General features: G+C 58.9%; 21 protein-coding genes. 11 read left to right on the top strand and 10 right to left on the bottom strand.

All coding sequences use genetic code 11. The annotated features are described in order from the left end of the window. Both HQL76_08200 and HQL76_08195 read left to right on the top strand, forming a co-directional pair. A complete protein-coding gene (locus HQL76_08200; GenBank protein ID MBF0109140.1) occupies positions 1–336 on the top strand; it encodes a hypothetical protein in 336 nt (111 codons plus the stop codon). Continuing rightward, positions 333–572 (top strand): integrase, encoded by a 240-nt coding sequence (locus tag HQL76_08195; GenBank protein ID MBF0109139.1) that lies wholly within the window; start codon positions 333–335, stop codon positions 570–572. Before HQL76_08200 ends, HQL76_08195 begins: the two co-directional genes overlap by 4 nt. 134 nt (positions 573–706) lie before the next feature. On the opposite strand, the gene HQL76_08190 is transcribed toward HQL76_08195, so the two are convergent. The 5 genes from HQL76_08190 to xseA all read right to left on the bottom strand — a co-directional run bounded on the left by HQL76_08190 (position 707) and on the right by xseA (position 6122). Further along, entirely contained in the window at positions 707–2581 is a 1875-nt protein-coding gene (locus HQL76_08190) for a 1-deoxy-D-xylulose-5-phosphate synthase (GenBank protein ID MBF0109138.1), read from the bottom strand. A 14-nt stretch (positions 2582–2595) separates the two neighbouring features. Next, entirely contained in the window at positions 2596–3480 is an 885-nt protein-coding gene (locus tag HQL76_08185) for a polyprenyl synthetase family protein (protein MBF0109137.1), read from the bottom strand. A 4-nt stretch (positions 3481–3484) separates the two neighbouring features. Further along, on the bottom strand, positions 3485–3715 hold the full coding sequence (gene xseB, locus HQL76_08180) for an exodeoxyribonuclease VII small subunit (GenBank protein MBF0109136.1): 231 nt from the start codon (positions 3713–3715) through the stop codon (positions 3485–3487). A 164-nt stretch (positions 3716–3879) separates the two neighbouring features. Next, positions 3880–4773 carry a M23 family metallopeptidase gene (locus tag HQL76_08175; GenBank protein ID MBF0109135.1) on the bottom strand — a complete coding sequence of 298 codons (894 nt, stop codon included), beginning with the start codon at positions 4771–4773 and terminating at the stop codon, positions 3880–3882. Continuing rightward, positions 4770–6122: an exodeoxyribonuclease VII large subunit gene (gene xseA, locus HQL76_08170; protein MBF0109134.1), complete on the bottom strand. Its 1353-nt coding sequence runs from the start codon at positions 6120–6122 to the stop codon at positions 4770–4772. Before xseA ends, HQL76_08175 begins: the two co-directional genes overlap by 4 nt. Positions 6123–6489: 367 nt before the next feature. Here xseA and HQL76_08165 point away from each other — a divergent pair, with 367 nt between their 5' ends. The 7 genes from HQL76_08165 to HQL76_08135 all read left to right on the top strand — a co-directional run bounded on the left by HQL76_08165 (position 6490) and on the right by HQL76_08135 (position 14993). After that, a complete protein-coding gene (locus HQL76_08165) occupies positions 6490–6585 on the top strand; it encodes a potassium-transporting ATPase subunit F (GenBank protein ID MBF0109133.1) in 96 nt (31 codons plus the stop codon). Then, positions 6582–8390, top strand: coding sequence for a potassium-transporting ATPase subunit KdpA (gene kdpA / locus HQL76_08160; protein MBF0109132.1), 1809 nt, complete (start codon positions 6582–6584; stop codon positions 8388–8390). The genes HQL76_08165 and kdpA overlap by 4 nt, the downstream gene beginning before the upstream one ends. A gap of 14 nt (positions 8391–8404) precedes the next feature. After that, positions 8405–10510 (top strand): potassium-transporting ATPase subunit KdpB, encoded by a 2106-nt coding sequence (kdpB, locus tag HQL76_08155; protein ID MBF0109131.1) that lies wholly within the window; start codon positions 8405–8407, stop codon positions 10508–10510. A 10-nt stretch (positions 10511–10520) separates the two neighbouring features. Next, positions 10521–11099, top strand: coding sequence for a potassium-transporting ATPase subunit KdpC (gene kdpC, locus HQL76_08150; protein MBF0109130.1), 579 nt, complete (start codon positions 10521–10523; stop codon positions 11097–11099). Between the two features lie 5 nt (positions 11100–11104). Continuing rightward, positions 11105–13783: a DUF4118 domain-containing protein gene (locus tag HQL76_08145; GenBank protein MBF0109129.1), complete on the top strand. Its 2679-nt coding sequence runs from the start codon at positions 11105–11107 to the stop codon at positions 13781–13783. Then, a complete protein-coding gene (gene kdpE, locus HQL76_08140; GenBank protein MBF0109128.1) occupies positions 13773–14474 on the top strand; it encodes a two-component system response regulator KdpE in 702 nt (233 codons plus the stop codon). The genes HQL76_08145 and kdpE overlap by 11 nt, the downstream gene beginning before the upstream one ends. A gap of 123 nt (positions 14475–14597) precedes the next feature. Beyond that, positions 14598–14993 carry a hypothetical protein gene (locus tag HQL76_08135; protein MBF0109127.1) on the top strand — a complete coding sequence of 132 codons (396 nt, stop codon included), beginning with the start codon at positions 14598–14600 and terminating at the stop codon, positions 14991–14993. A 64-nt stretch (positions 14994–15057) separates the two neighbouring features. Here the strand turns inward: HQL76_08135 and genX are convergent, their stop codons facing one another. Together genX and efp are read right to left on the bottom strand one after the other, a co-directional pair. Continuing rightward, complete coding sequence (gene genX, locus HQL76_08130; GenBank protein ID MBF0109126.1) at positions 15058–16077, bottom strand: EF-P lysine aminoacylase GenX; 1020 nt, start codon at positions 16075–16077, stop codon at positions 15058–15060. After that, complete coding sequence (gene efp / locus HQL76_08125; protein ID MBF0109125.1) at positions 16055–16618, bottom strand: elongation factor P; 564 nt, start codon at positions 16616–16618, stop codon at positions 16055–16057. The genes genX and efp overlap by 23 nt, the downstream gene beginning before the upstream one ends. A gap of 170 nt (positions 16619–16788) precedes the next feature. Between efp and HQL76_08120 the strand changes: the two genes are divergently transcribed. Further along, positions 16789–17667 (top strand): KamA family radical SAM protein, encoded by an 879-nt coding sequence (locus HQL76_08120; GenBank protein MBF0109124.1) that lies wholly within the window; start codon positions 16789–16791, stop codon positions 17665–17667. Between the two features lie 153 nt (positions 17668–17820). Here the strand turns inward: HQL76_08120 and HQL76_08115 are convergent, their stop codons facing one another. After that, positions 17821–19953, bottom strand: a complete 2133-nt coding sequence (locus HQL76_08115) for a heavy metal translocating P-type ATPase (protein MBF0109123.1) — start codon at positions 19951–19953, stop codon at positions 17821–17823. Between the two features lie 190 nt (positions 19954–20143). Between HQL76_08115 and cadR the strand changes: the two genes are divergently transcribed. Then, positions 20144–20572 carry a Cd(II)/Pb(II)-responsive transcriptional regulator gene (cadR, locus tag HQL76_08110; GenBank protein ID MBF0109122.1) on the top strand — a complete coding sequence of 143 codons (429 nt, stop codon included), beginning with the start codon at positions 20144–20146 and terminating at the stop codon, positions 20570–20572. 13 nt (positions 20573–20585) lie between these two features. Here the strand turns inward: cadR and HQL76_08105 are convergent, their stop codons facing one another. Both HQL76_08105 and HQL76_08100 read right to left on the bottom strand, forming a co-directional pair. Beyond that, positions 20586–21770, bottom strand: a complete 1185-nt coding sequence (locus HQL76_08105; GenBank protein MBF0109121.1) for an SPOR domain-containing protein — start codon at positions 21768–21770, stop codon at positions 20586–20588. Next, on the bottom strand, positions 21767–23503 hold the full coding sequence (locus HQL76_08100; GenBank protein ID MBF0109120.1) for an arginine--tRNA ligase: 1737 nt from the start codon (positions 23501–23503) through the stop codon (positions 21767–21769). The genes HQL76_08105 and HQL76_08100 overlap by 4 nt, the downstream gene beginning before the upstream one ends. Positions 23504–24078: the final 575 nt, after the last annotated feature.

Genomic DNA, 24078 nt, shown 5'->3' with positions numbered 1-24078 from the left:
ATGGAAACCCAATCCGAGCTGATTCCCTGGATTCTTTTGGTTCTTGGCAGTGCCATGAGCCTTTTCGGACTGTTCCGAATCGTTACCGGCGGTCTTGCCATGGTCCTTTGGGCGGCCATGTTGGTCTTTGGCCTGTTGGCGATCGATTATGGCCTGCGCACGCCTCCCGCGATCCTTTCGCAACTGGGAATTTCCTCCGACTTTCTGCAACGGACCGGTGGTCTGCTCAAGCCGGGCAGGGATCTTTCGGAATCCGCCCTGAACGACCTGTGCCGGCGCGTGCAACAAACCCATTCATCCGGTGACAAGACCGGATGGAAAGAAGGAGTGCCATGACGACGATGATTTCCGGGGTTTACGAAGCGTTCAGGGATGCCGGAATTACAGACGAGAAAGCCCGCAAGGTGGCCGAGGTCCTGTCCCTGGAGACGACCATCACCAAAAACGACGTGCGTGGACTGGAGCGCAGGTTGGATGTCATCGATGGCGAGATCAAACTTGTCAAATGGATGCTTGCCCTTGTGATTGCCGCCGAGGTACTGCCGATCATCAAGGCGATTTTCGCCCAGTGACCCAGTGATCAATTCAGTCGTAACTGCTCAAGTACCCTCCGGGTTCAATGATTGAAAGGAAAAAGGGGGCTGGGGGCAATCCCCCAGCCCCCTTTTTCCTTTCAATAGTCCTGAACGGGGGTACTTGGGCAGTCTCACCCCAACAAGCCGCGAATGACCTCTTCGATCCCTTCGGCATCGATTTTGAGTTCATGCCGCAGAATATTGGGGGCACCGTGAGGAATGATCCGGTCCGGGATTCCCAGATTGCGCACCTTGAGTCCCCGCTCCAGCACCCCTTCGGCGGCCAGGAATTCAAGCACCGCCGCCCCAACCCCCCCGCAAACGGAATTTTCTTCGATCGTCAGAACGATGGGCGCGTTGGCAACCGCCCGTCGAATCAAATCCTGATCCAAGGGTTTGATGAAGCGCAGGTCGTAGACGCCGACGCGAATGCCGTATTGACGCAGAGTGTTGGCTGCCTTGAAAGCGGGATGAACCACGGCCCCAACCGCCAATACCGCAACCTGATCCCCTTCGCACAGGACCCGTCCGCTGCCGATGTCGATGGCTTCGGGTTTTCGTGGCGGCTCCAGATTCAGCGCGGCGCCCCGGGGAAAGCGGATGGCAACCGGACCTCCCAGGGAAATCGCTGTCAACAACATGTCCCGCAACTGGTTTTCATCCGCGGGAGACATGATCGTCAATCCGGGTAAAGCCCGCAGAAAGGTCAGATCATAAAAACCGGCATGGGTTGGCCCATCTTCCCCCACCACCCCGGCGCGGTCGAGGATGAACACCACTGGCAGTTTTTGCAGAACCACGTCATGGGCCACCTGATCGAAGGCCCGCTGCAAAAAGGTCGAATAGATGGCCACGACCGGTATATGACCCGCGCACGCCAGTCCCGCGGCAAACGTGACCGCATGTTGTTCGGCAATCCCGACATCGAAAAAACGATCGGGAAATCGTTCGTGAAAAGCGCCAAGACCCGTCCCCTCGGGCATGGCGGCGGTGATGGCGCAGATGCGGGAATTTTTTTCCGCCAGCTGAATCAGGGTTTCCGAAAATACCTGGGTATAGGTCGGTTTGCCGCCATTGGCGGGAAGCACCCCCTTGGTGCGATCGAATGGAGAAACCCCATGATAGGTGCAGGGATTGACCTCCGCCGGCGGAAAGCCCTTTCCCTTGCGGGTGACGACGTGCAGCAGCAACGGTCCGTTGAGTTCGCGAATGTTTTTGAGGGTGGGCAGCAGTTGGCGAAAATCATGGCCATCGATGGGACCGAAATATTTGATCCCCAACTCCTCGAACAGGGTACCCGGAATCAACATCCCCTTCATATGCTCTTCCGCGCGCCGGGCGGCGTCGAGCAATGGCAGGGAAATCGCTCCCAGGAATTTTCCGGTTCCCCCCTTGAGGCGGGTATAGACCGGGCCGCTCAGGATGCGGTTGAAATAGGCGGACAACGCCCCGACATTGCGGGATATGGACATTTCGTTGTCGTTGAGGACCACCAGAAGATCCAGGTCGTTCTTGTATTGACCCGCATTGTTCAGGGCCTCGAAGGCCATTCCCGCCGACATGGCCCCGTCTCCGATCACGGCAATGGACCAACGGTTGCCACCGGCCAGTTTGTTGGCCAGGGCAAAGCCCATGGCGGCGGAAATCGAGGTGGAAGAATGACCCGTGCCAAAAGGATCGAAGGGGCTTTCGGAACGATTGGTGAATCCTGACAATCCGCCCCATTGCCGCAACGTCGTCATTTTGTGGCGCCGACCGGTGAGAATCTTGTGCGGATAGGATTGGTGGCCGACATCCCAGATCAGCAGGTCCTTCGGCGTGTTGAAGACGCGGTGCAAGGCGATGGTCAGTTCCACGACCCCAAGGCTCGCCCCCAGATGGCCCCCGGTACGCGAAACGATGTCGATCGTCAGTTCGCGCACTTCCTCGGCAAGGCGGATCAGTTCCTCTTCCTTCAAATCACGCAGGCCGGCAGGAACATCGATTCGATCGAGAATGGATACCATGGCGGTGACGAGGGTCAATGTGTGCGTTTGATGATGTAGAGCGCCAGTTCGCGCAAAGGATCCGCCGTCCTGGCAAACGATTCCAGGCTGGCCAGGGCGAGGTCGATCTGTTCCCGCGCAAGTCTTTCCGCCCCTTCGATACCCATAAGCGCGGGATAGGTCGATTTTGCGTTGGCCTGGTCCTTTCCTGTTGCCTTGCCCATGACCTGACTGTCACCGGTGACATCGAGAAGATCGTCGGTGATCTGAAACGCCAGACCGATGGCGGCACCATAATTTTTCAAGGCATCGATCTGTTCGGGAGTCCCACCCCCCAACCGTCCGCCGCTTTCACAGGAACAGCGAATCAAGGCGCCGGTTTTCATACGGTGGATCAGACGCAGTTCCTCCAGTTCGACACTGCGGTTTTCCGCAAGAAGATCAAGCATTTGTCCACCGACCATGCCGAAGATTCCGGCATCCAGGGACAACTGGCGCACGGTGGCGAGGATGACTTCCGGCGCCACCCCGGCAATGGGACGGCTCGCCAGATCGAACGCATGAGTCAACAGGGCGTCTCCCGCCAGGATGGCGGTAGCCTCGTCGAATTGTTTGTGACAGGTTGGCCGGCCCCGTCGCAAATCGTCGTCGTCCATCGCCGGGAGGTCGTCGTGGATCAGGGAATAGGTATGCAGACACTCCATGCCGCAGGCAAACGCAAGGAGTCGCTCCCTGTGATTGCCCACCGCATCGGCGCAGGCCAGGATCAGGATGGGCCGCAGCCGCTTGCCCCCCCCCATCAGACTGTGTCGGATCGCCTGATTCAGCCGTTGTGGCGATTCGTCCACGCCTGGAAGAAAGCGATCCAGAGCCCGGTCCACCTGGGACCGGTTGATTTCAAGGTAATGGTTCAGATCCACGGCATCAGGAACCGCTGGTTCCCCCCGTTGGCGGATGTTTTTCCGCCAGTTCCTCGATTCGTTTTTCCGCCTGGTCGAGCCGCGCCTGGCACAGGCGGGACAAGAGCGTCCCCTCCTCGAATGCCGCGAGTCCCTCCTCCAAAGGGATGTTTCCATCCTCAAGTTTGCGGACGATGGCTTCCAGGCGGGTCAGGGCCGATTCGAAATTAAGATTTTCAATTCCTTGTTGAGTCATGATCTTCCATGAACGTCGTCACCGTCATCGACAAAAAGCCAGTCGAACCCCATCGGGAAACCAAGACAACAATGCGAGACTGTAATGAAACAATAGCAACTTTGCGTTAATCGGGCAACGCATCATTGACGTAAAATGGAATATTTATTTCAAAATATTGGTCCTCAACGATTTTTCGATGCAGCATCCGGGTTCGGGAAAGAAGCATCCGCAACCACTCCGGGAAGGAGCATGGGATCGACCCGTTGTCCCCGCACCAGAGTCCCCCAATGAAGATGCGGTCCGGTGGAGCGTCCCGTGGTTCCGACCTTGCCGATCATCTGCCCGCGGGAAACCCGGTCCCCCATGCCGACCGCGATCGCATCCAGATGGGCATACAACGAAATCACTCCATGGCCATGGTGCAACACCAGGGTGTTGCCGGTCAAGAGATAGTCCCTTCCGACCAACACCACCCGCCCATCGGCGGTTGCCAGTACCGGGGTTCCAAGGGGTGCGGCGATGTCCACGCCATTATGGGGTCGTTTGGGTTTGCCATTGAGAATCCGCCGGCTGCCGAAAATACCCGAAAAACGTCCGGTCACCGGTTGCATGAACCCGTTCAGGAATCCAACCGCACCTTCCCGGATGGCAAAGGTTGCCTTGATGGCCTCGGTTTCACGGATGACTCGGGCCTCGTCTTCCTTGTTGGCCAGACTGACCCGCCGTTCGGGAAGGGTCAGATGCTCTTCCTGATAGGTCCGTTGACCGATCGTCACCTTTTGGGTCAGGACCTCTTTTTTTCCATTGGCGTCTTTTCGGGTCACTTCGATGGTCGTTGGTCCCGTGGGGGCCTCCATGTCGAGGGCGACGAGGGCCATCCCTTCGGGGGTGAGTGGAAAAGGGGTGGAACCGATCGTTCCATGCCAACCCGAGTGGCCGGACGGGGTTCCCTCCTCCCTGATGCGAAGAAACACGGCCTTTCCCTGTTCCAGGGGGGCCGACAATTCCAAGGTTGCCGCTTCGACGGTCAGAGAGATGCCGAGAGAAAAAACGATCAAGGCAAGACGACGCATCATGAGGAATGTTTCCTCGTCTGTGTGATGGTGGCATCCAGGAAACCGTCCGCCAGACGGATGACCACGGAATCGCCGGGACGAATGGCGCCGATCCGTTGTCGGATTTTACCGGTTTCGTCATAAACAATGGCGTATCCCCGTTGCAGGATGGCCAAAGGCGAGACCCCGTGCAGACGAGCATCGAGGGCGGTCAAGGCGTCCGCCTTGCGTTGAATGGTTCGTTGCAGTTCCTGTGCGAGGCGTTTGCGGGCTTGTTCGATCCGCAGCCGGTACGGAGGCAATCCCCGCCCCCAGGGCCACGGATCAAGCCGTTGCCGCAGCCCATGGAGGAGCGGTCGTCGTCGTTGCAGCAGCAGTCCGGCGGCATGACGCAGGCGTTCCTCCAGGGCATCGCACTGGAAGCGGTATTGTTCGATGCGACGTCGTGGATGAAGCAGGCGGGAGGTCAAACGATCCAGTCGTTCGTTCCGGGAGGTGACGAGGCGCAGAAGACCCTGCCGCAACCCTCGGGAAAGGATGCGGATTCTTTCTTCGAGAACCGCCTTTTCCGGTATCACCAGAAGGGCCGCCGCCGAAGGGGTTGGGGCGCGAAGATCGGCAACCATATCGGTCAGGGTCAGATCGATTTCATGCCCGACGGCGCTGATCACGGGAACGGGTGAAGCCGCGATCGCCCGAACCACCCGTTCATCGTTGAAAACCGCCAGGTCCTCGGCGCTTCCGCCACCTCGGCCACAGATGATCACATCCGCCCGCCCATCCCGAATCAGCCGTCCAAGGGCGCCGACGATCTCTTCCGCCGCCCCCTCCCCCTGGACCCGGGCCGGGGCGAGGATCAGGTGATAACCCGGACCGCGATCGGAAAGGATGCGTATGACATCCTGCAATGCGGCGCCGGTGGCCGAGGTCACGATTCCGATGGCGCCCGGAAAAAACGGCACGGGCCTCTTTCGTTCCGGAGCGAACAGCCCTTCCGCCGCAAGTCGTGCATGCAACGCCAACAAACGGGCCCGGGCCTCTCCCTGACCGTCCCCCTGCATCGATTCGACGACGAGTTGATATTCTCCTCGTGGCGGATAGAGGGCCAGACGACCGGTGACCACCACCTTCAGCCCGTTTTGCGCCGGCTGGGCAAGTCGTTTGCGGGTCCCGCGCCAAACAACGCAACGCACCCGCGACTGGCCGTCGATCAGGGCAAAATAGACATGTCCCGAGGCCGGCTCATGGCAATCGGAAATCTCGCCCCGAACCCGGACAAAGGCAAAACGATCCTCCAACAATTCGCGAATCGCTTCGTTGAGCCCGGTGACCGTCAGAATGTCGTTCCAATGGGGGTTCACTGCTTCCACGAAGATTTATTTCTCACGATTGAATGTCAGGTCCACGACGGAAAATCACCGTCCCATTCATGAATGAAAACACATGCCAGTTATCGGAAACCAGCATTCGGAACCATAACCATCCCCCCATCAATGGTCAACCGGGAAATCGATCATCGTGCTGTCGTTAGGTCCGCTCCCCATCCAGAATTGACCTTTTTTTTATTTTCCACGGCCAACAATGTACCCCGTTTTGATCCGCCATTGTCCATCATGACCCCATCGATCCATTCCTGATGGGAGATAAAACGATGGACCTGATCTTCCTGCTTCTGGCGCTTGTTTTTTTCTGGGGTTCGGCAACACTTCCGATACACATTGAAAAATTGAGGAGACGATGATGAATCCTGTTTATTTTCTTGGACTCATGTTGGCCATCGCCGTGTTCGTCTACCTGGTGATCGCCCTGTTTTTTCCGGAGAAATTCTCATGACCGCAAACGGTGTTTTTCAGATTGTGTTTTACCTGGCGGTGTTGCTGGGACTGGCCTGGCCTCTGGGGGCCTACATGGCCAGGATCTACCAAGGCCACCTGCCATCCTTCCTGGGTTGGGTCGCCGCTTTCGAACGGATCGTCTATCGCCTGTGCGGCGTCCGGGCCGACGAAAGCCAGTCCTGGCCGCGCTACGCCGCCAGTCTCCTCGCATTCAACCTGCTTGGATTGTTGACCGTGCATGGGCTGCAACGATTTCAGTCCATCCTGCCGTTCAATCCCCAGGCATTGACCGATGTCAGCGCCGATTCCGCCTTCAACACCGCCGTCAGTTTCGTCAGCAACACCAACTGGCAGGGCTACAGCGGCGAGACGACTCTTTCCTATCTGACCCAAATGGCCGGTCTGACGGTGCAGAATTTTCTCTCGGCAGCGACGGGAATGGCGGTCCTTGCCGCCCTGATGCGCGGGTTTTCTCAAAAGGAGGCCCACGGCATCGGCAATTTCTGGGTCGATCTGACCCGGTCGGTCTTGTACATTCTTCTTCCTCTGAGCCTGGTCCTGTCGCTTCTTCTCGTAAGCCAAGGGGTTGTCCAAAATTTTCTTCCCTACCAGGCGGTGGAACGTTTGGAACCGGTGACCTACGAACAACAGGCCCTGGGACCCGATGGTCAGCCAGTCATGGATGCCCAGGGACAACCGGTCATGGAACAAAAGACGGAAACCCGACAATGGATCGCCATGGGACCAGCCGCTTCCCAGATTGCCATCAAGCAATTGGGAACCAATGGCGGCGGCTTTTTCAACGTCAATTCAGCACACCCTCTGGAAAATCCCACGCCACTGTCCAACCTTCTCGAAATGCTTGCCATCCTCTTGATCCCAGCCGCATTTTGTCTCACCTTTGGCCGTTTTGTCGGCGACATGCGACAAGGAAAGGCACTGCTTGCGACCATGACCATCATCTTCGTGGCACTCCTTGCGGTGTGCGTCGGGTCGGAACAATCGGGAAACCCGATGTTCGACAAACTGGGACTCGCAACCCAGGCAACGGACGACAACCCTGGAGGAAACATGGAGGGCAAGGAAGTCCGTTTCGGTATCGTCAATTCAAGCCTTTGGGCCACCGCGACCACGGCGGCCTCCAATGGATCGGTCAATGCGATGCACGACTCCTTCACCCCTCTGGGTGGATTGGTCCCCATGTCGTTGATGCAGTTGGGAGAAGTGGTCTTCGGGGGGGTTGGATCGGGCTTGTATGGCATGATCGTCTTCGCCCTCGTGGCGGTTTTCGTGTCGGGACTGATGATCGGTCGGACGCCTGAATACCTGGGGAAAAAAGTCGAGGCCTTTGAAATCAAAATGGCTTCAGTGGCCATTCTTGTCCCCTGTCTGGCGGTGTTGCTGGGAACGGCTGTCGCCGTGGTGACCGACGCGGGACGGGCGGGAATCGCCAACCCCGAAATCCATGGATTCTCGGAGATTCTCTACGCCTTTTCCTCGGCGGGAAACAACAATGGCAGCGCCTTCGCCGGACTCTCGGCCAACACGCCTTTCTACAATGTCATGCTGGGAGTCGCCATGCTTCTGGCGCGGTACTGGGTAATCATTCCGGTACTGGCCATCGCCGGTTCGTTGGCGGCCAAAAAGACCGTCCCCCCCTCCGGCGGAACCCTGCCGACCCACACCCCCCTGTTCGTGGCGGTGCTGACCGGTACCGTGATCATCGTCGGCGCCCTGACGTTTCTGCCGGCACTGGCTCTGGGACCCATCGTGGAACACGTCGTCATGATTCTCGGAAGGTAACGGGAGAACTACCCATGCGTGAACAAAAGATACCCACTGCCGCAACCGTGACAAAACGAAAATCGTTTGTCGATGCCCCCCTCCTTCGGGAGGCGATCGTCGAATCCTTCGCGCGTCTGTCCCCCCGCTTCCAGGTCAAGAATCCGGTCATGTTCGTCGTCTGGTTGGGGGCGGTATTGACCGGTGGTCTCTTCGTCCAGGCCCTGATGGGACAGGGCGAGGCGCCGACGGGTTTTATCCTGGCCATCTCCCTGTGGCTGTGGTTCACGGTGTTGTTCGCCAATCTGGCCGAGGCCATGGCCGAAGGACGCGGCAAGGCCCAGGCGGCCTCCCTCAAGGGATTGCGGCGGACGATCACCGCCAAAAAACTTCGTGAACCCGGAACCGATGCCAGGGATGCCCATTGGACCGAAGTCCCTTCCGAATCCCTGCGCCGTGGCGACCATGTTCTGGTCGCGGCCAATGACCTCATCCCCGGAGATGGCGAGGTCACCGCGGGCGTGGCCTCGGTCGATGAATCGGCCATCACCGGTGAATCGGCGCCGGTGATCCGCGAAGCCGGCGGAGACTTTTCCGCCGTCACCGGCGGCACCCGCGTCCTCTCGGATTGGCTGATCGTCAGGATTACCGTCAACCCTGGAGAAACCTTTCTCGATCGGATGATCGGCATGGTCGAGGGGGCCAAACGGCAAAAAACCCCCAATGAAATCGCCCTGACCATTTTATTGGTCCTGTTGACCCTGGTGTTTCTCCTGGCCACGGCCACCCTCCTTCCCTTTTCCATTTATGGTGTCAACGCAAGCCAGACCGGATCTCCTGTCTCGATGACGGTATTGACTGCCTTGCTGGTGTGCCTGATTCCCACCACCATCGGCGGATTGCTTTCGGCCATCGGGGTCGCGGGGATGAGTCGCATGATGGAAAAAAACGTCCTGGCCACCTCGGGCAAGGCGGTCGAGGCGGCGGGAGATGTCGATGTGCTCCTGCTGGACAAGACCGGCACCATCACCCTGGGCAACCGCCAGGCGGCAACCTTCGTCACCGCGGCAGGCATCAAGGATCGGGAACTGGCCGAAGCCGCCCTCCTCTCCTCATTGGCCGACGAGACCCCGGAAGGTCGATCGATCGTCACTCTGGCCAAGGAACTCTTGAATCAACGCGGACGCGACATCCATACCGAGGGGGCCTCCTTTGTCCATTTTTCCGCCCATTCGCGTATGAGCGGCATCGATTGGCAGGGACGGATCATTCGCAAGGGAGCCGCCGAGGCGATGCACCGTTATATCGACAGCCTGGGGGGAACCTGGCCCTCCTCCCTGCAACAAAGCGTGGATGACCTCGCCCGTCGTGGTTCCACCCCCCTGGTGGTGGCGGAAGGGGCGCGTCCGCTTGGGGTCATTGAACTCAAAGACATCGTCAAAGGGGGGATCAAGGAACGATTTTCCGAACTGCGACGCATGGGAATCAAGACCATCATGATCACCGGTGACAACCAACTGACCGCCGCCGCCATCGCCGCCGAAGCAGGCGTGGATGATTTTCTCGCCGAGGCCACCCCCGAGGCCAAACTCAAGCTGATCCGTCAGTATCAGATTCAGGGACAGCTTGTCGCCATGACCGGAGACGGTACCAACGACGCCCCTGCCCTGGCCCAGGCCGACGTTGCGGTCGCCATGAATACCGGAACCCAGGCCGCCAAGGAAGCGGGCAACATGGTCGATCTGGATTCCAATCCGACAAAACTGATCGAAGTGGTGGAAACCGGAAAACAAATGCTTATGACTCGTGGCGCTTTGACCACGTTTTCCATCGCCAACGATGTGGCCAAATATTTTGCCATCATTCCCGCCGCCTTCGCCACCACCTACCCGGCGCTTGACATCTTCAACATCATGGGATTGGCAACCCCTGCATCGGCCATTCTTTCGGCGGTCATTTTCAACGCCCTGATCATCGTCGCCCTGATTCCCTTGGCGCTTCGTGGAGTGGCCTATCGGCCAGTCGGAGCCGCTGCCCTGCTGCGGCACAACATGTTGGTTTTTGGTCTGGGTGGATTGATTGTCCCCTTCATCGGGATCAAGATCATCGACATGATCCTGGTCGCCTTTCAACTTGCGTAAGGAGCGGAACATGTTCAAGGAACTCAAACCTGCGTTGTCGATGCTGCTCCTGATGACCGTGTTGACCGGTGGCGTCTACCCGGCACTGATCACCGGACTGGCCCAGGCCATCTTTCCCGCCCAGGCCAACGGCAGCCTCTTGTACCTCAAGGAAAAACCAATCGGATCGACATGGGTGGGGCAATCGTTCTCCCAGGCCCGTTATTTTTGGAGCCGTCCATCCGCCACCTCGGTCGTTCCCTACAACGCCGCCGCGTCGAGCGGTTCCAACCTGGGTCCGCTCAATCCATCCCTGAAGGAGGCCATCCAGGGGCGTATGGCCAGGCTCCTGGAAGGGTCTCCCCAGCAATCGACCCCGATTCCGGTCGATCTGGTCACATCCTCCGCAAGCGGTCTGGATCCCCACATCAGCGCCGCCGCGGCCATGTGGCAGGTTTCACGGGTGGCCCGGGAACGCCATCTGCCGGAGGAACGGGTTCGGGAACTCGTTCACCGGCACACCGAAGGGCGAACCTTCGGCATTCTCGGTGAAGCACGGGTCCATGTGCTCACCCTCAACCTGGCTCTGGACCAGGAAATCACCCCATGAACCCCATGACCTCGCGACCGGACCCCGACGTTCTCCTCGCCCGCCTGGAACATGAACGGGTCCGGGAACAACGGGGAAAACTCAAGATTTTTTTTGGCGCCTGTCCCGGCGTTGGCAAAACCTACGCCATGCTGACCGCGGCCCGCGCCTTTCGTGATCAGGGAATCGACATTCTGGTCGGAGTGGTGGAAACCCACGGGCGGGAGGAAACGTCCGCACTGATCCAGGATCTGGCGATTCTTCCCCGTCGGGTCATCGACTACAAAGGGCATCGCCTGGAGGAATTCGATCTGGACGGTGCCCTGGGCCGCAAACCGGCGCTGATCCTGATGGATGAACTGGCCCACTCCAACGCTCCGGGATCCCGGCATCCCAAACGATGGCAGGACATCGAGGAACTGCTGGCGGCAGGGATCGATGTGTTGACCACGGTCAACGTCCAGCATGTGGAAAGCCTGAATGATGTCGTCGGTCAGATCACCGGAATCCGGGTCCTCGAACGGGTTCCCGATCATGTCATCGACCAGGCGGACGAAATCGTGCTGGTGGACCTGCCTCCCGAGGATCTCATGCAACGGATGCGGGAAGGAAAGGTTTACTTTCCGGAACAGGCGGAACGGGCGGTGGAGCACTTCTTCCGCAAGGGAAATCTCCTGGCCCTGCGTGAACTGGCCTTGCGGCGCACGGCCGACCGGGTCTACGGCGATGTGCGCGCCTGGCGCCGGGAAAAATCGGTCCGTGTGGTGTGGCCGACCCGGGAATCGGTTCTGGTCTGCGTTGGTCCCGGCCCCGACAGTGAACGTCTGGTCCGTCGTGCCGCCCGTCGCGCCAATCAGACCGGTGCTCCGTGGCATGCCATCGCCATCGAAACCCCTTCCATCCACGCCTTGCCGGAACAGGCCCGCTCCAGGGTTCTGGGCATGTTGAAACTGGCCCAGGATCTTGGGGCGCGCATCGCCAGTCTGTCCGCTCCCGATGCGGTGGAGGCGACCATCGACTATGCCCGCGAGAACAATCTGGGAACCCTCCTGGTCGGACGCGACCGGTTTCGTCGTCTCCCCTGGCAACATGGATTCGCCGAAAAACTGGGACGCATGGCCCCCGATCTGGAGATACTCCAGATCGCCCGGGAAGATATGGATCGACCGCCGCCCGCCGCCCCGTTCATGCTCCGCGCCGCCGCGACCCGGTGGCGTCCTTTATGGGGGGCCGTGGCGATTGTTGCCCTGGTGACGGCGGTCAGCGCCCCGCTTCACGACATCCTCGATCGGGCCAACATTGTCATGGTCTTTCTCCTGGCGGTCGTTTTCACTGCCGTTCACCTGGGCAAACGGGCCGCGATTCTCAGTGCGCTTCTTTCGGTGGCCTGTTTCGATTTTTTCTACGTCCCTCCCCGATTCACGTTCGTGGTTCACGATGTCCAGTATCTGGTCACCTTTGCCGTCATGTTGATCGTGGCCCTGGTCGTGGGACAACTGACCGCCCGATTGCGATTCCAGGCGGCCCATGCGGGTAAACGGGAACAGAGAATGCGGGCGCTTTATGAACTGTCACGGGACCTTTCGAGCGCCTTGACCGTGGAACAGATCCTCGAACAGGGACGCAATTTTTTTCGCCAAGGATTCAATGCGGGGGTTGCCGCATTCATTCCCGGAAACCAGAACCGACTGGTTCCAGCCGATGAAACGGTCGCGGAGACCTCGATCGATGCGGGAATCGCCCAGTGGAGTTTCGACCATGGGCAACCCGCCGGATTGGGAACCGATACCCTGCCCGCCACCCGATCCCTCTACCTGCCACTCAAGGCGCCAACCCATCGGTGTGGCGTTCTTGCCATCACCCCCGAAGGAAGTTCCTGGGAACTGTCCCCGGAACAGCAACAATTGCTCGATACCAGTGCCACCCTCATCGCCATCGCCCTGGAACGGATCCACTACGTCACCCTGACCCGCGATGCCGAAGTGAACATGGAATCGGAACGGTTGCGCAATGCCTTGCTCTCCGCCATATCCCATGATCTGAGAACGCCCCTGACCGTCATTTCCGGCATGGCCGAGGCCATGATTCTGTCAACCCCGAACCTTCGGGAACCCCACCTGGGTCTGGCCCAGGCCATTCATGACGAAGTGACCCATACCACCATGATGGTCAACAATCTTCTGGATATGGCACGCATGCGGATGGGACAGGTAACCTTGCGGTGGGAATGGCAGACCTTGGAAGAAATCGTTGGCATCTCGATGAAGCAGTGTTCTCGATTGCTCGAAAAACACAGATTGCATTTCGATCTTCCCGATGACCTGCCACTGATCGAGGTGGATACGGGATTGATGGAACGGGTATTCAACAATCTTCTGGAAAATGCCGCCCGCCACACCCCGTCGGGCAGTCTTGTGACGATCGGGGCCCAGGTCGTGGCACCGTTCATGGAAATCACCATCGAGGATGACGGCCCCGGTTTTCCTCCCGGAATGGAAAACAAGTTGTTCGAGAAATTTACCCGGGGTAGAATTGAAATGCCCGTTACCGGCTTTGGACTCGGCCTGACCATTGTTCGTTCGATCATCGAGGCGCACGGTGGGTCGGTCGCCGCCGAAAACCGCCCCGAAGGGGGGGCCCGTTTCATCCTGCGCCTGCCGTTGGGGACCCCGCCCGTCTTGCCGGAAGAACCCGATGAATCATGAATCGCCCACGCAAAAGATCGTTTTCATCGAAGATGAACCCCAGATCCGCCGTTTCGTCCGGTCCGCCCTGGAATCGGAAGGCCTCGATGTCATGGAAACGGAAACCGGAAAACGCGGTCTGATCGAGATCGCCACCCGCCGTCCCGACCTGGTCATCATCGATCTTGGACTGCCGGATCTGGACGGAATCGAAGTGATCCGCGACATCCGTTCCTGGAGCCATCTTCCCATCCTGATTCTATCGGCGCGCACCCAGGAAACCGAAAAGGTCAAGGCGCTTGACGCGGGTGCGGACGATTATCTGACCAAACCGTTCGGCATGCCCGAATTGCTGGCACGGGTTCGGGCGCTGTTGCGTCGTTCGTTGCGGGCGGCGAACAGTGAAACCCCGCTGGTCCAATTGGGAGAAGTGACGATCGATCGGACGGAACGCCGGGTAGCCCGAAACGGTGAACCCATCCACCTGACGGTCATCGAATACCGTTTGTTGTCGATCCTTCTGGCCAATCCCGGGCGGGTCCTGACCCATCGAATCCTGCTCAAGGAGGTGTGGGGTCCGGGACACACCGAGAACATTCATTATCTTCGCGTCTACATGTCCCATCTGCGCCAGAAACTGGAACAGGACCCCAACAGACCACGACACCTTCTGACCGAATCGGGTGTGGGGTACCGGCTGGTTTTGTCGTGACCTTGTTCGGGCCGGGGATCCGGACGCGAATCGTTCTTGAAACCATCGGGTGGCTGACGTTATTTTATTGCCATCCATGTCGGCAGGCGTCAACCAATGAAGGATCAAAGGGGAGATGGAACAATGAAACAAACATTCAAAGCCATGGCACTGGCCGCATCCATCGGAGCGGGGCTCCTTTTGGCGGGCACCAGCGCCCAAGCCTGGTGGGGACCCTGGAACATGCCGTGGGACGATGACGGTCCGTGGGGTGGTGGTCCGTGGGGCGGTGGTCCATGGGGTGGCGGTCCGTGGGGAGGGTATCCCGGCTATTATGGAGGCTATCCAGGATATTATGGCGGATACCCCGGATACTACGGTGGCTATCCCGGCTATTGGGGTGGCGGGTATCCCGGCTATTGGGGTGGCGGCCCGGGTTATTGGGGTGGTCCCGGAACCTGGCGGGGAGGTACGGCCCCGACCGAAAGTACATCCGGCGCCGACAGCCAGGAGACCTCGGACGGTGCCAGGAACCAATAGCATTCGACGCCCTGGGCCTCCTCGATTCGAAGGTCAGCCGCGGTCATCACGAATCAGGATCTTGTCATGACACCATGACACAATGCTTCGCCGGGAAGGGGACGACCTCTTCCCGGCCAATGGTTTCGTCAGCAAACTCCCGAAAAGAAAGGACATCGCCGATCGAATCCAGACCGAATGCGAGCATCAACAGACGGTCCAGCCCCAAAGCCACCCCGGCACACGGCGGAAATCCATCGCGCAAGGCCTCCAGAAAGCGTTCATCGAGCGGCAATGGTGGCATGCCATTTTCAACGCGATACCGATTGGCCGCGACAAAACGCTCCCTTTGCGCGACAGGATCACGCAACTCCTGGTACCCATTGGCGATTTCCACGCCTTTATAAATGATTTCAAATCTTCGGGCAACCATGGGTGGTCCTGGATCAAGTTCGGCCATTCCCGGCTCCCATGATGGAAAATCCTTGAGGATTATTATGTTATCAATATTGGAGAAGGCGGGTTCCAACCGATCGACAAAGAGTTGATCCACCAGAATAGGACGATGGGCCTCGGTCCATTCCAGGGAATGGGGCACCGATGTTCGTTGTGCCATGTCCGTCACGGAGGTAAAGAAGGGATCGACGCCCGCATGGCGAAGAAAGGCTTCCTGAAAGGTCATGGTCGCGAGGCTGGCAGCCGGAAAAAACAGCCGGAGAAGATCGATGACCTCCTCCATCAATTGTTCCAGCCGCCACTGGGGGCGATACCATTCGAGCATGGTGAATTCGGGATGATGCAGCCGGCCCGATTCTCCGGCGCGAAAGGCGGGACCGATCTGATAAATGGCCCCCGAACCGGCTGCGACCAGCCGTTTCATGCATGTTTCCGGAGAGGTTTGCAGAAACCCCCCCGAACAAGAGGGGGGGGTCTGATGCCTTTCGGGCGCCGCCGCCGGAAGCCAGACGGGGGTCGTGACCTCCATGACCCGGCGCCGGGCAAAGAAAGCCCGTACCCGGCGAAGGGCCCGGGCGCGATGCCGCAAGGTGTCCGGGGTGGCGGACGGGCGCCAGGAAGGTTGGTCACCCCTTGGCGCGTTCGACATATTCGCCGGTTCGGGTATTGACCCGGATCCGATCGCCTTCATTGACGAACAGGGGAACCTTGACGGTCGCCCCCGTTTGCAGAATGGCCGGCTTGGTCGCCCCGGACACGGTGTCCCCTTTGATGCCTGGTTCACATTGGGTTATGGTCAGGATCACAAATGGCGGTGGTGTCAGGGAGATGGGCTTTTCCTTCCAGAAGGTGACCTGATAGCTTTCCTGCTCTTTGAGCCAGTAGACGACATCACCCACCTGGGCGCTGTTCATGGCAACCTGTTCGTAGCTTGCCGGATCCATGAAATGCCAGAATTCGCCGTCCCCGTAGAGAAACTGCATGTCCTTATCGACGATGCTTGCCTTGACGACCGTTTCACTCGATTTATAGGTGCGTTCGATGACACGGCCATCAATCAGGTTTTTTATCTTGATTTTCGTGAAGGCCTGTCCCTTTCCGGGCTTGACGAACTGGGCATCGACGATGATCCAGGGCAGGTCGTCGATTTCAACACGGGTCCCTTGACGGAGCTGGTTATGAGTCAGCATGTGTGTGTGTTTTCCTGTTACTGTGTCGGATGGGTGTTCTTGTGGATGTGTCCTTGATGAGCGAAACTTCTTCTGGGCCGGATTCTACTCCCAATTGTCCGTCAAAGGAACTCGATTTTTGTTCCCTGAACGATGACGACCGCCGGGCGGCAGAGGAATTTGCGTTTCGGGTGCCACCCGTCTTTGGGTCCCTGGTCGATTGGCACAATCCTTCCGATCCGCTGCGGCGTCAGGTCATTCCCTCGGGGGAAGAATTGCGGCAGGCGCTTCCACGGTTTTCAGTCGATCCGCTGGAAGAGCGACGGTTTCTGAAGGCCCCTGGATTGATTGCGAAATATCATGGCCGGGTTCTGCTTCGGTTGACGGGAGACTGCCCCATCCATTGTCGTTATTGTTTTCGGCGGCATGATTCATTCGCGGATGTACCGGAGACCATGGTCCAGTGGCAGCCGGCACTGGAATGGATCCGATCGCATGAGGAAATTCGCGAGGTCATTTTTTCGGGAGGGGATCCGCTCATGGTCGCCACGGCCCGTCTTGCCGAACTGACGACACGACTGGCGACCATCGGCCATTTGCGGCGTCTTCGTATCCATTCGCGCATGCCGGTGTGCAGTCCTGGACGGATCAATGATGGATTGCTCCACTGGCTTTCCGGATCTCCCCTCCCCATTTTGATGGTGATTCACGTCAACCATCCCGCCGAACTTGGCCCCGAGGCCTGTCGGGCGTTGGCACGCCTGGCCACTGCCGGGATTCCCCTGCTCAACCAGTCGGTACTTCTCAAGGGGGTCAACGATACCATCGAGGTTCTGACGGAGCTTTCCGACACGCTGGTCCAGAATCGGGTCCTCCCCTACTATCTTCATCTGTTGGATCCGGTACTCGGATCGGCCCATTTTCAGGTCGATGCCGCCTTGGCCCGGCAATTGGTGGAAGAAATGCGCCATCGCCTGGGCGGTTATGCCGTTCCCCGACTGGCACGGGAAGTTCCGGGAAAGGCTGCCAAACAGGTGCTTGACGGGGGGGCGGTTCTGGAAGAAAAGTAACCGTTCATCTATCAAAAAAATTATTGAAAGAAAAAAGGGGTCTGGGAGATTGCCCCCAGGGTTTTGATTTTGTTTTTTAATTGAAACAATAAGATGCTCATTGACGACTCGTTTCCAGCCAGTCCACGGTGCATGACACGGGAAAGCATTTTATTAATGATCTACAGCCTTATTCCTCCCAAACCGCGACAACCGCCGACCATTAAAGATTACCAGAAGACTGGTACCCATGTCCGCCAGGACCGCCATCCACAGGGTGGCCAGTCCCAGCCCCGCCAGCAACAGAAAAAAGCCTTTGATCCCCAGGGACAGGGCAATGTTTTGCCACAGCACCCGATGGGTTGCCCGTCCCAAACGGACAAACTCCGCCACCTTGAGCAGATCATCATTCATGATCGCCACGTCGGCGGTTTCCAGGGCGGTATCGGTACCCGAGGTCCCCATGGCGATGCCGATGGAGGCCCGGGCCAGGGCCGGGGCATCGTTGATGCCGTCACCCACCATGGCGACCACGCCAAACCGTTGGATCAATTCCTCGATGGCGTGCAGTTTTTCCTCGGGCAACAACCCGGCCTGTACCTCTTCCATTCCGGCATGGCGGGCGATGGCCTGGGCGGTGGCGGTGTTGTCACCGGTGAGCATGGTCACGGAAATGTTCTGTTCGCGCAGGGCACGAATCGCTGCCGCGGAGGTATCGCGCATGCGATCGGCCACGGCGATCACCGCCAAGGGTTCGCTGGACGAAGACAGGACCACCACCGTTTTTTCATCCCGTTCCAGCGGCAGCAGGATCTCCTCCACCTCCGGGCGGCACAGACCAAGTTCTTCCAGCAGGCGGTGGTTGCCGATATGATGGAGTTCCCCTGAAATCATCCCTTTCGCCCCGCGTCCAGGCAGGGCCTTGAACTCGCGGACATGAAGCAGTGGACGACTCTTGTCCCAGGCAGCAGTGATGGCCGCAGCCACCGGATGTTCCGATTGGGACTCAAGGCTCGCCGCCAGTCGAAGAATCCGGTCCCGGTTTCCCTCCCCAAGAATGATCAAATCGGTCATCTCCAGCCGACCCAGGGTCAGGGTTCCGGTCTTGTCCAGGGCCACGGCCTTCAGGGCATGGGCCTGCTCCAGGTAGAGTCCTCCCTTGATCAGCATTCCGCGTCGCGCCGCTGCGGCCAGGGCGCTTACGATCGTCACCGGTGTTGAAATCACCAGGGCACAAGGACAGGCCACCACCAACATCACCAGGGCCTTGTAAAACCAATCGGCGACAGGAGCGCCGAACATTGCCGGGGGCACGACGGCAATGAGTGTCGCCATTCCCACGACCGCCGGAGTATAATAGGTGGCAAACCGATCGACGAAACGCTGCATCGGCGCCCGACGGGCCTGGGCCTCCTGGACGGTATCGATGATCCGCGCCAGGGTCGAGTGCTTGAAGTCGGCGGTAACCCGGTATTCCAGAACCCCGGAACCATTGATGGATCCGGCAAAAACAGAATGTCCCGTTTCTTTGGTCACGGGAACGCTTTCCCCGGTTATGGGCGCCTGGTTGACCTCGGAACGACCCGATACCACTACCCCGTCCAGGGCAATGCGCTCGCCGGGTTTGACCCGTGCCAGGCACCCCACCGCCACCGTTGCCGCCATGACGTTTTCCCACGCCCCGGTTTCGCTTTGAACGCAGGCGGTTTCCGGCGCCAAGGACATCAACGCCCGGACGGCGTTGCGCGCCCGATCCATGGACAACGTCTCGACCCGCTCGGCCAGACCGAAAAGAAAAATCACCATGGCCGCTTCCGGCCACTGGCCAATCGCCACTGCCCCCAGCGCCGCCAGACTCATCAGAAAATACATATTGAGGGAAAAATGGCGCAGAGCGATCCATCCCCGTTTCAAGGTGTCCGCCCCTCCCACCAGGATCGATACCAGGGACAAACCGATGATCCATGGAGACGTTTCGTCGATTCCGGTCCACGCCAGAATTTCCGCTCCGGTAGCGGCCAAACCGGCAATGGCGGTCACCATCCATTCACGGCGGGAAACGGCGGGCACAACCGGCAGGGAACGAACCCGCTCCGGGCTGTCCTCACCATCCATGGCATCCGGTTCCATGTTCACGGTGCGCAGAGCGGCGCACAGATCCTTTCGGCACACCCCGCGATGGAAAACCACCACTTCCCGGCGGATGAAATCAAAATCCAGGTGGAGAACATCCTTCAATCCCGCCAGGGCCTTGCGGATCAGGTCCGCCTCGGTCGGACAACAAAGTTTCGAGACCCGCAGCGTCATCCGCTCGCCTTCCGCGAATGACGCTGGGACGGACCGCGCGACGGGGGCCTGACAGGCACCGTCGCCGGAACAACAGTTCGTGGTGGCGTGGCACTCCATGATCCTCTCCAGTGGCTTGTGACCGAAAACCATGCCATCATGTCACACCCTGTAGCGACTACAGGGTCAAGAACTTTTTTTGGAGAACATCATGCGCATCGGAGAATTGGCCAAACGGGTGGGATGCGATGTGGAAACCGTGCGTTATTACGAACGGGAAGGGCTGTTGGCGAAACCGGAACGGGAAAGTTCCGGATATCGTTGTTATGGCGCGGTCCATCTGGAAAATCTGCAATTCCTGAGACACTGCCGCTCCCTGGGGATGAAACTGGCCGAGATCCGGCAGTTGCTCGATTTCCGCCGTCACCCGGAGGGAGACTGCACCGGGGTGAATTCATTGCTCGACCTCCAGATCACCCGGGTGGAACAACAGATCGAAGCCATGAATACACTCAAGAAACAATTGATCCTTCTGCGCGGCGAATGCGAACAACGCCAGACCAACCGCGCCTGTGGCATTTTGCGTTCCCTCGATCAGGCGGCCAGGGGAAATGGGTGCCCCTGTCACGGAGGGCAATGACCACGAGATGGTGTCATCGGGTTGTGGGTTTGATGATGACTGGCGCCTGACCTTCCGTTGGCAGACCATCCATGGCCTGTTTGGCATCGGCCAGGGAGGGATAGGGACCGCTGCGCACCCGATAGATCGGCCCGGCGGCGCCTTCACTTTGAACCATGTGTACCACGCGCCCCTTGCGTTGCAATTGCGACACCATCTGGTTGGCCCGTTCGGGGGTCGAAAAGACAGCCAACTGCACCATATAGGAACCGCTGTCCCCCGTAGAGGTCCCGTTCCCCGGTTGCCCGGTTCCTTTTTTTGCCTGGCTGTCATCGACCTGCCGCGGCACTTCGTTGATTCCCTTGCCGGTCTGGGCAGTGGCGCCAACCGCCGGGGCGCTCCCTACCACGGTTCGGGTCGCGGTCCCTGGAAACGGTGGTTTGACCGGAACGCCCGATTTGGCGACCGCGGCCAGAGGATCATGCACCTCCTGCGGCAAAACCACCCGCCGACTCGCCAACGCATCGTAAAACGTCAGTTGGACATCGGGTGGCCGGACCTTGGGGGTCAAACCATGGGGCAAGGGGGGCAGATCGGCGACGGGCTGCGATTCCGATGGTCCGGAAGAAACCTCTTCGGACGAGCGATTATCGGGACCGGCCTTGTCGGACTCCCCCGTGTCGGCGGTCGGTTGTTTCGCCGCGCTCCTGTCGGATGCGGTCTTCGAGGTCGCGCCATCACGAGTGGCAGTGGCGGACGCGGATGATCCCGGCGCAGGGGCGGAACTCTTTGGGGGGGCGGTGTAGCTGTCCGTGGTGATCGCCCGGGTCGGAAGGACGATGAAATCGGATACCTTCAAGGCAAGAGTTTTTCCTTTTCTCTCCGTTTCCCGGACCTCCTGTTCTTCCGTGGTCGCTTTTCGTTCCGCGACAACGGTTGTGTCCCGATTCTTGTCGGCGCCTTTGCCATTCTCGGACTCGGAAGACGGACGTTGCCTGGCCGCAGGCGATTGTTGCGGCGGAGGCGCCTCCGCGCCCGATACCCCAACAGGGGCCTGAGCCACCGGAATGGCAAGAGCGGTTATCGGCGACTGCGAATCCTTGCCACCGAAAAGGACATAGCCTCCACCACCGGCAGCCAGACCGAGAAGGATGACGGTTACCGGGGAGCGCCTGGTGCGCCGCCGGTACCGATTATTTGTGGGATAACGCGGGGTCACATCCGTTCGGGCGCATTGACGCCCATCAATTGAAGGCCATTGGCAAGAACTTGACGCACTGCCTGACACAGGGCCAACCGTCCGCCCCGAACCCCTGGATCATCATCCAGAATGCGCGTTGAATTGTAATAGGTGTGAAACATTGCCGCAAGTTCCTGTAAATAAAAAGCAATTCGATGAGGTTCCAGATGTGTCGCCGCCGCTTCCACCGTTTCGGGATAACGATCCAGAAACCGGATCAGATCCAGCTCGCTTTCCTGATTCAGTGATCCGGCATCCAACAGCCCCCGATCCATCCCTTTTTCCTGCAATTGGCGTTCGACCGAGCAGATTCTTGCATGAGCGTATTGCACATAATATACCGGATTATCGTTACTGCGGGCCACGGCGCGTTCAAGATCGAAATCAAGCTGACTGTCCGAAGCCCGTGTCAAAAACCAAAACCGTACCGCATCCGCGCCCACCTGATCAACGACATCCCGGAGTGTCACAAAATTGCCGGCTCTCTTCGACATGCGCACCGGCTGACCATTCCGGGTCAGGTTGACCATCTGCACCAGAACCACATGCAGCATTTCTTTTTTTCCCGTCAATCCTTCCAGGGCCGCCTGAACCCTCTTGACATATCCACCATGATCGGCCCCCCAGACATTGACCAGCCTGTCGAATCCTCGTTCAAACTTGTTCAGGTGATAGGCGATGTCCGCGGCGAAATAGGTGTAGGATCCATCCGGTTTTTGCAGCGGACGGTCCACGTCGTCGCCGAAAGCGGTTGCCCGGAACAACGGCTGCGACCGGGTTTCCCAGGGGTCCTGATGGCGTTCGCCACCCCCTTTCGGCCTTTCGAGCTGACCTTCGTGAATCAGATCCCTGGCTTTCAGTACGGATATAGCATGATCGATGCCACCTTGTTCATGCAACCCACGTTCGGAAAACCAATGATCGAAGCGAATGCCCAAGCGCTCCAGATCCTTGCGAATATCCTCAAGTACCCAGCCAACCGCGAAGCGGGTTGTTTCCCTGATGATTGCCTCTTCCGATTCCGCCTCGGTTTGACGGGTGATCGATTGTTCCAGGGCGATTTTCAGAGGGTCGGGCAGAGAAGAAAGAATGTCCAGGACATATTCGCCGGGATAGAATTCATCCGGGGCGGAACATTCGGTCCCTTCCATCCGTTCGCGGCAACGATGCCGCACCGATCGACCCAACACCTCGATCTGGCGCCCGGCATCGTTGATGTAGTATTCCCGATGCACCTCATGACCGGTTGCCGTCAGCAGGCGACACAGGACGTCACCGGTGATCGCCCCCCGTCCATGGCCGACATGCATTGGTCCCGTGGGGTTGGCGGAGACGAATTCCACCATGATCCGGGTGCCTTTTCCCATGGTGGAATGTCCGTAACCGGGACCGGCCGCCAGGATTTCGTCAACCCTCTGACACAGCCGCCGTGGGGAAACAAAAAAATTGACGAACCCTGGACCGGCAATTTCCCAACGTTCGATATCCTCCTGATCGTCCGGGAGAAAATCGAGCATCCGTTGCGCCAGCTCCCGGGGCTTCGATCGCGCCACCCGTGCCAGAACCATGGCGGCATTGGTGGAAAAATCGCCATGCGACCGATCCTTCGGTCGGTCGATCCGGTAGTGCGGCAGTGGTTCGTTCGGGAGGATTCCTTCTTCCCGCATCCGCTGAACCATCCCCTCCACCCGGCGCTTCAATGATTCTTTCATGTATGCTCCTGAATTCATGCGCTTCGACGTTGTTCCACCAGGAATCGGTCCTTTTTTCGCTTCGAAAATCGCCGTTCCTTGTTACAATTGTTTCACTCGAATGACCGACCTTCCTGGGATTCCCATGAAAAAGAATCATCGGTCGTTACCCGTGCCCAAAACATCGGAAACCCTTCATGAATGACCGCTCCCCGCCCCCGTCCACCCCGGTTCAAGGCCGACGTCGGCAACTTGGATTGTGGTTTCTGCTGTTGGTCCTCGTCATCGCCTGGGGGATGGAGGGCTATCGACAACAACTGATCCATGGTCTGGCGGTCACCGCGCTCAGCGATCAGGTGCCCTGGGGGTTGTACATCGCCAATTTTCTCTTTCTGGTCGGAATCGCCGCCTCGGCAATCATTCTTGTGGCGGGGGTGCGCCTGTTTCATCATTCCGATCTTTCCCCAACCCTCCTTCCCGCCAAGGCATTGGCCATCACCGCGGTATCGATGAGCCTGATGTTCGTCCTGGTCGATCTGGGCCACCCGGAACGGATCTGGCATGCCCTACCCCTCCTTGGAACCCTCAATTTTCCC

The organism is Magnetococcales bacterium (genome assembly GCA_015228815.1).
Lineage (GTDB): Bacteria > Pseudomonadota > Magnetococcia > Magnetococcales > UBA8363 > UBA8363.
The sequence above is the reverse complement of the archived record's forward strand: the minus strand, read 5'-3'. Positions and strand labels throughout refer to the sequence as shown.

What these genes read in the sequence shown, in the direction of transcription:
- cadR (MBF0109122.1), top strand. Translation starts at nt 20,144, where the DNA reads ATGCGCATCGGAGAATTGGCCAAACGGGTGGGATGCGATGTGGAAACC.
- HQL76_08200 (MBF0109140.1), top strand. Translation starts at nt 1, where the DNA reads ATGGAAACCCAATCCGAGCTGATTCCCTGGATTCTTTTGGTTCTTGGC.
- HQL76_08145 (MBF0109129.1), top strand. Translation starts at nt 11,105, where the DNA reads ATGACCTCGCGACCGGACCCCGACGTTCTCCTCGCCCGCCTGGAACAT.
- HQL76_08195 (MBF0109139.1), top strand. Translation starts at nt 333, where the DNA reads ATGACGACGATGATTTCCGGGGTTTACGAAGCGTTCAGGGATGCCGGA.
- xseB (MBF0109136.1), bottom strand. Translation starts at nt 3,715, where the DNA reads ATGACTCAACAAGGAATTGAAAATCTTAATTTCGAATCGGCCCTGACC.
- kdpC (MBF0109130.1), top strand. Translation starts at nt 10,521, where the DNA reads ATGTTCAAGGAACTCAAACCTGCGTTGTCGATGCTGCTCCTGATGACC.
- kdpB (MBF0109131.1), top strand. Translation starts at nt 8,405, where the DNA reads ATGCGTGAACAAAAGATACCCACTGCCGCAACCGTGACAAAACGAAAA.
- HQL76_08175 (MBF0109135.1), bottom strand. Translation starts at nt 4,773, where the DNA reads ATGATGCGTCGTCTTGCCTTGATCGTTTTTTCTCTCGGCATCTCTCTG.
- HQL76_08190 (MBF0109138.1), bottom strand. Translation starts at nt 2,581, where the DNA reads ATGGTATCCATTCTCGATCGAATCGATGTTCCTGCCGGCCTGCGTGAT.
- HQL76_08100 (MBF0109120.1), bottom strand. Translation starts at nt 23,503, where the DNA reads ATGAAAGAATCATTGAAGCGCCGGGTGGAGGGGATGGTTCAGCGGATG.
- kdpE (MBF0109128.1), top strand. Translation starts at nt 13,773, where the DNA reads ATGAATCATGAATCGCCCACGCAAAAGATCGTTTTCATCGAAGATGAA.
- HQL76_08115 (MBF0109123.1), bottom strand. Translation starts at nt 19,953, where the DNA reads ATGACGCTGCGGGTCTCGAAACTTTGTTGTCCGACCGAGGCGGACCTG.
- HQL76_08165 (MBF0109133.1), top strand. Translation starts at nt 6,490, where the DNA reads ATGATGAATCCTGTTTATTTTCTTGGACTCATGTTGGCCATCGCCGTG.
- kdpA (MBF0109132.1), top strand. Translation starts at nt 6,582, where the DNA reads ATGACCGCAAACGGTGTTTTTCAGATTGTGTTTTACCTGGCGGTGTTG.
- HQL76_08135 (MBF0109127.1), top strand. Translation starts at nt 14,598, where the DNA reads ATGAAACAAACATTCAAAGCCATGGCACTGGCCGCATCCATCGGAGCG.
- genX (MBF0109126.1), bottom strand. Translation starts at nt 16,077, where the DNA reads ATGTCGAACGCGCCAAGGGGTGACCAACCTTCCTGGCGCCCGTCCGCC.
- efp (MBF0109125.1), bottom strand. Translation starts at nt 16,618, where the DNA reads ATGCTGACTCATAACCAGCTCCGTCAAGGGACCCGTGTTGAAATCGAC.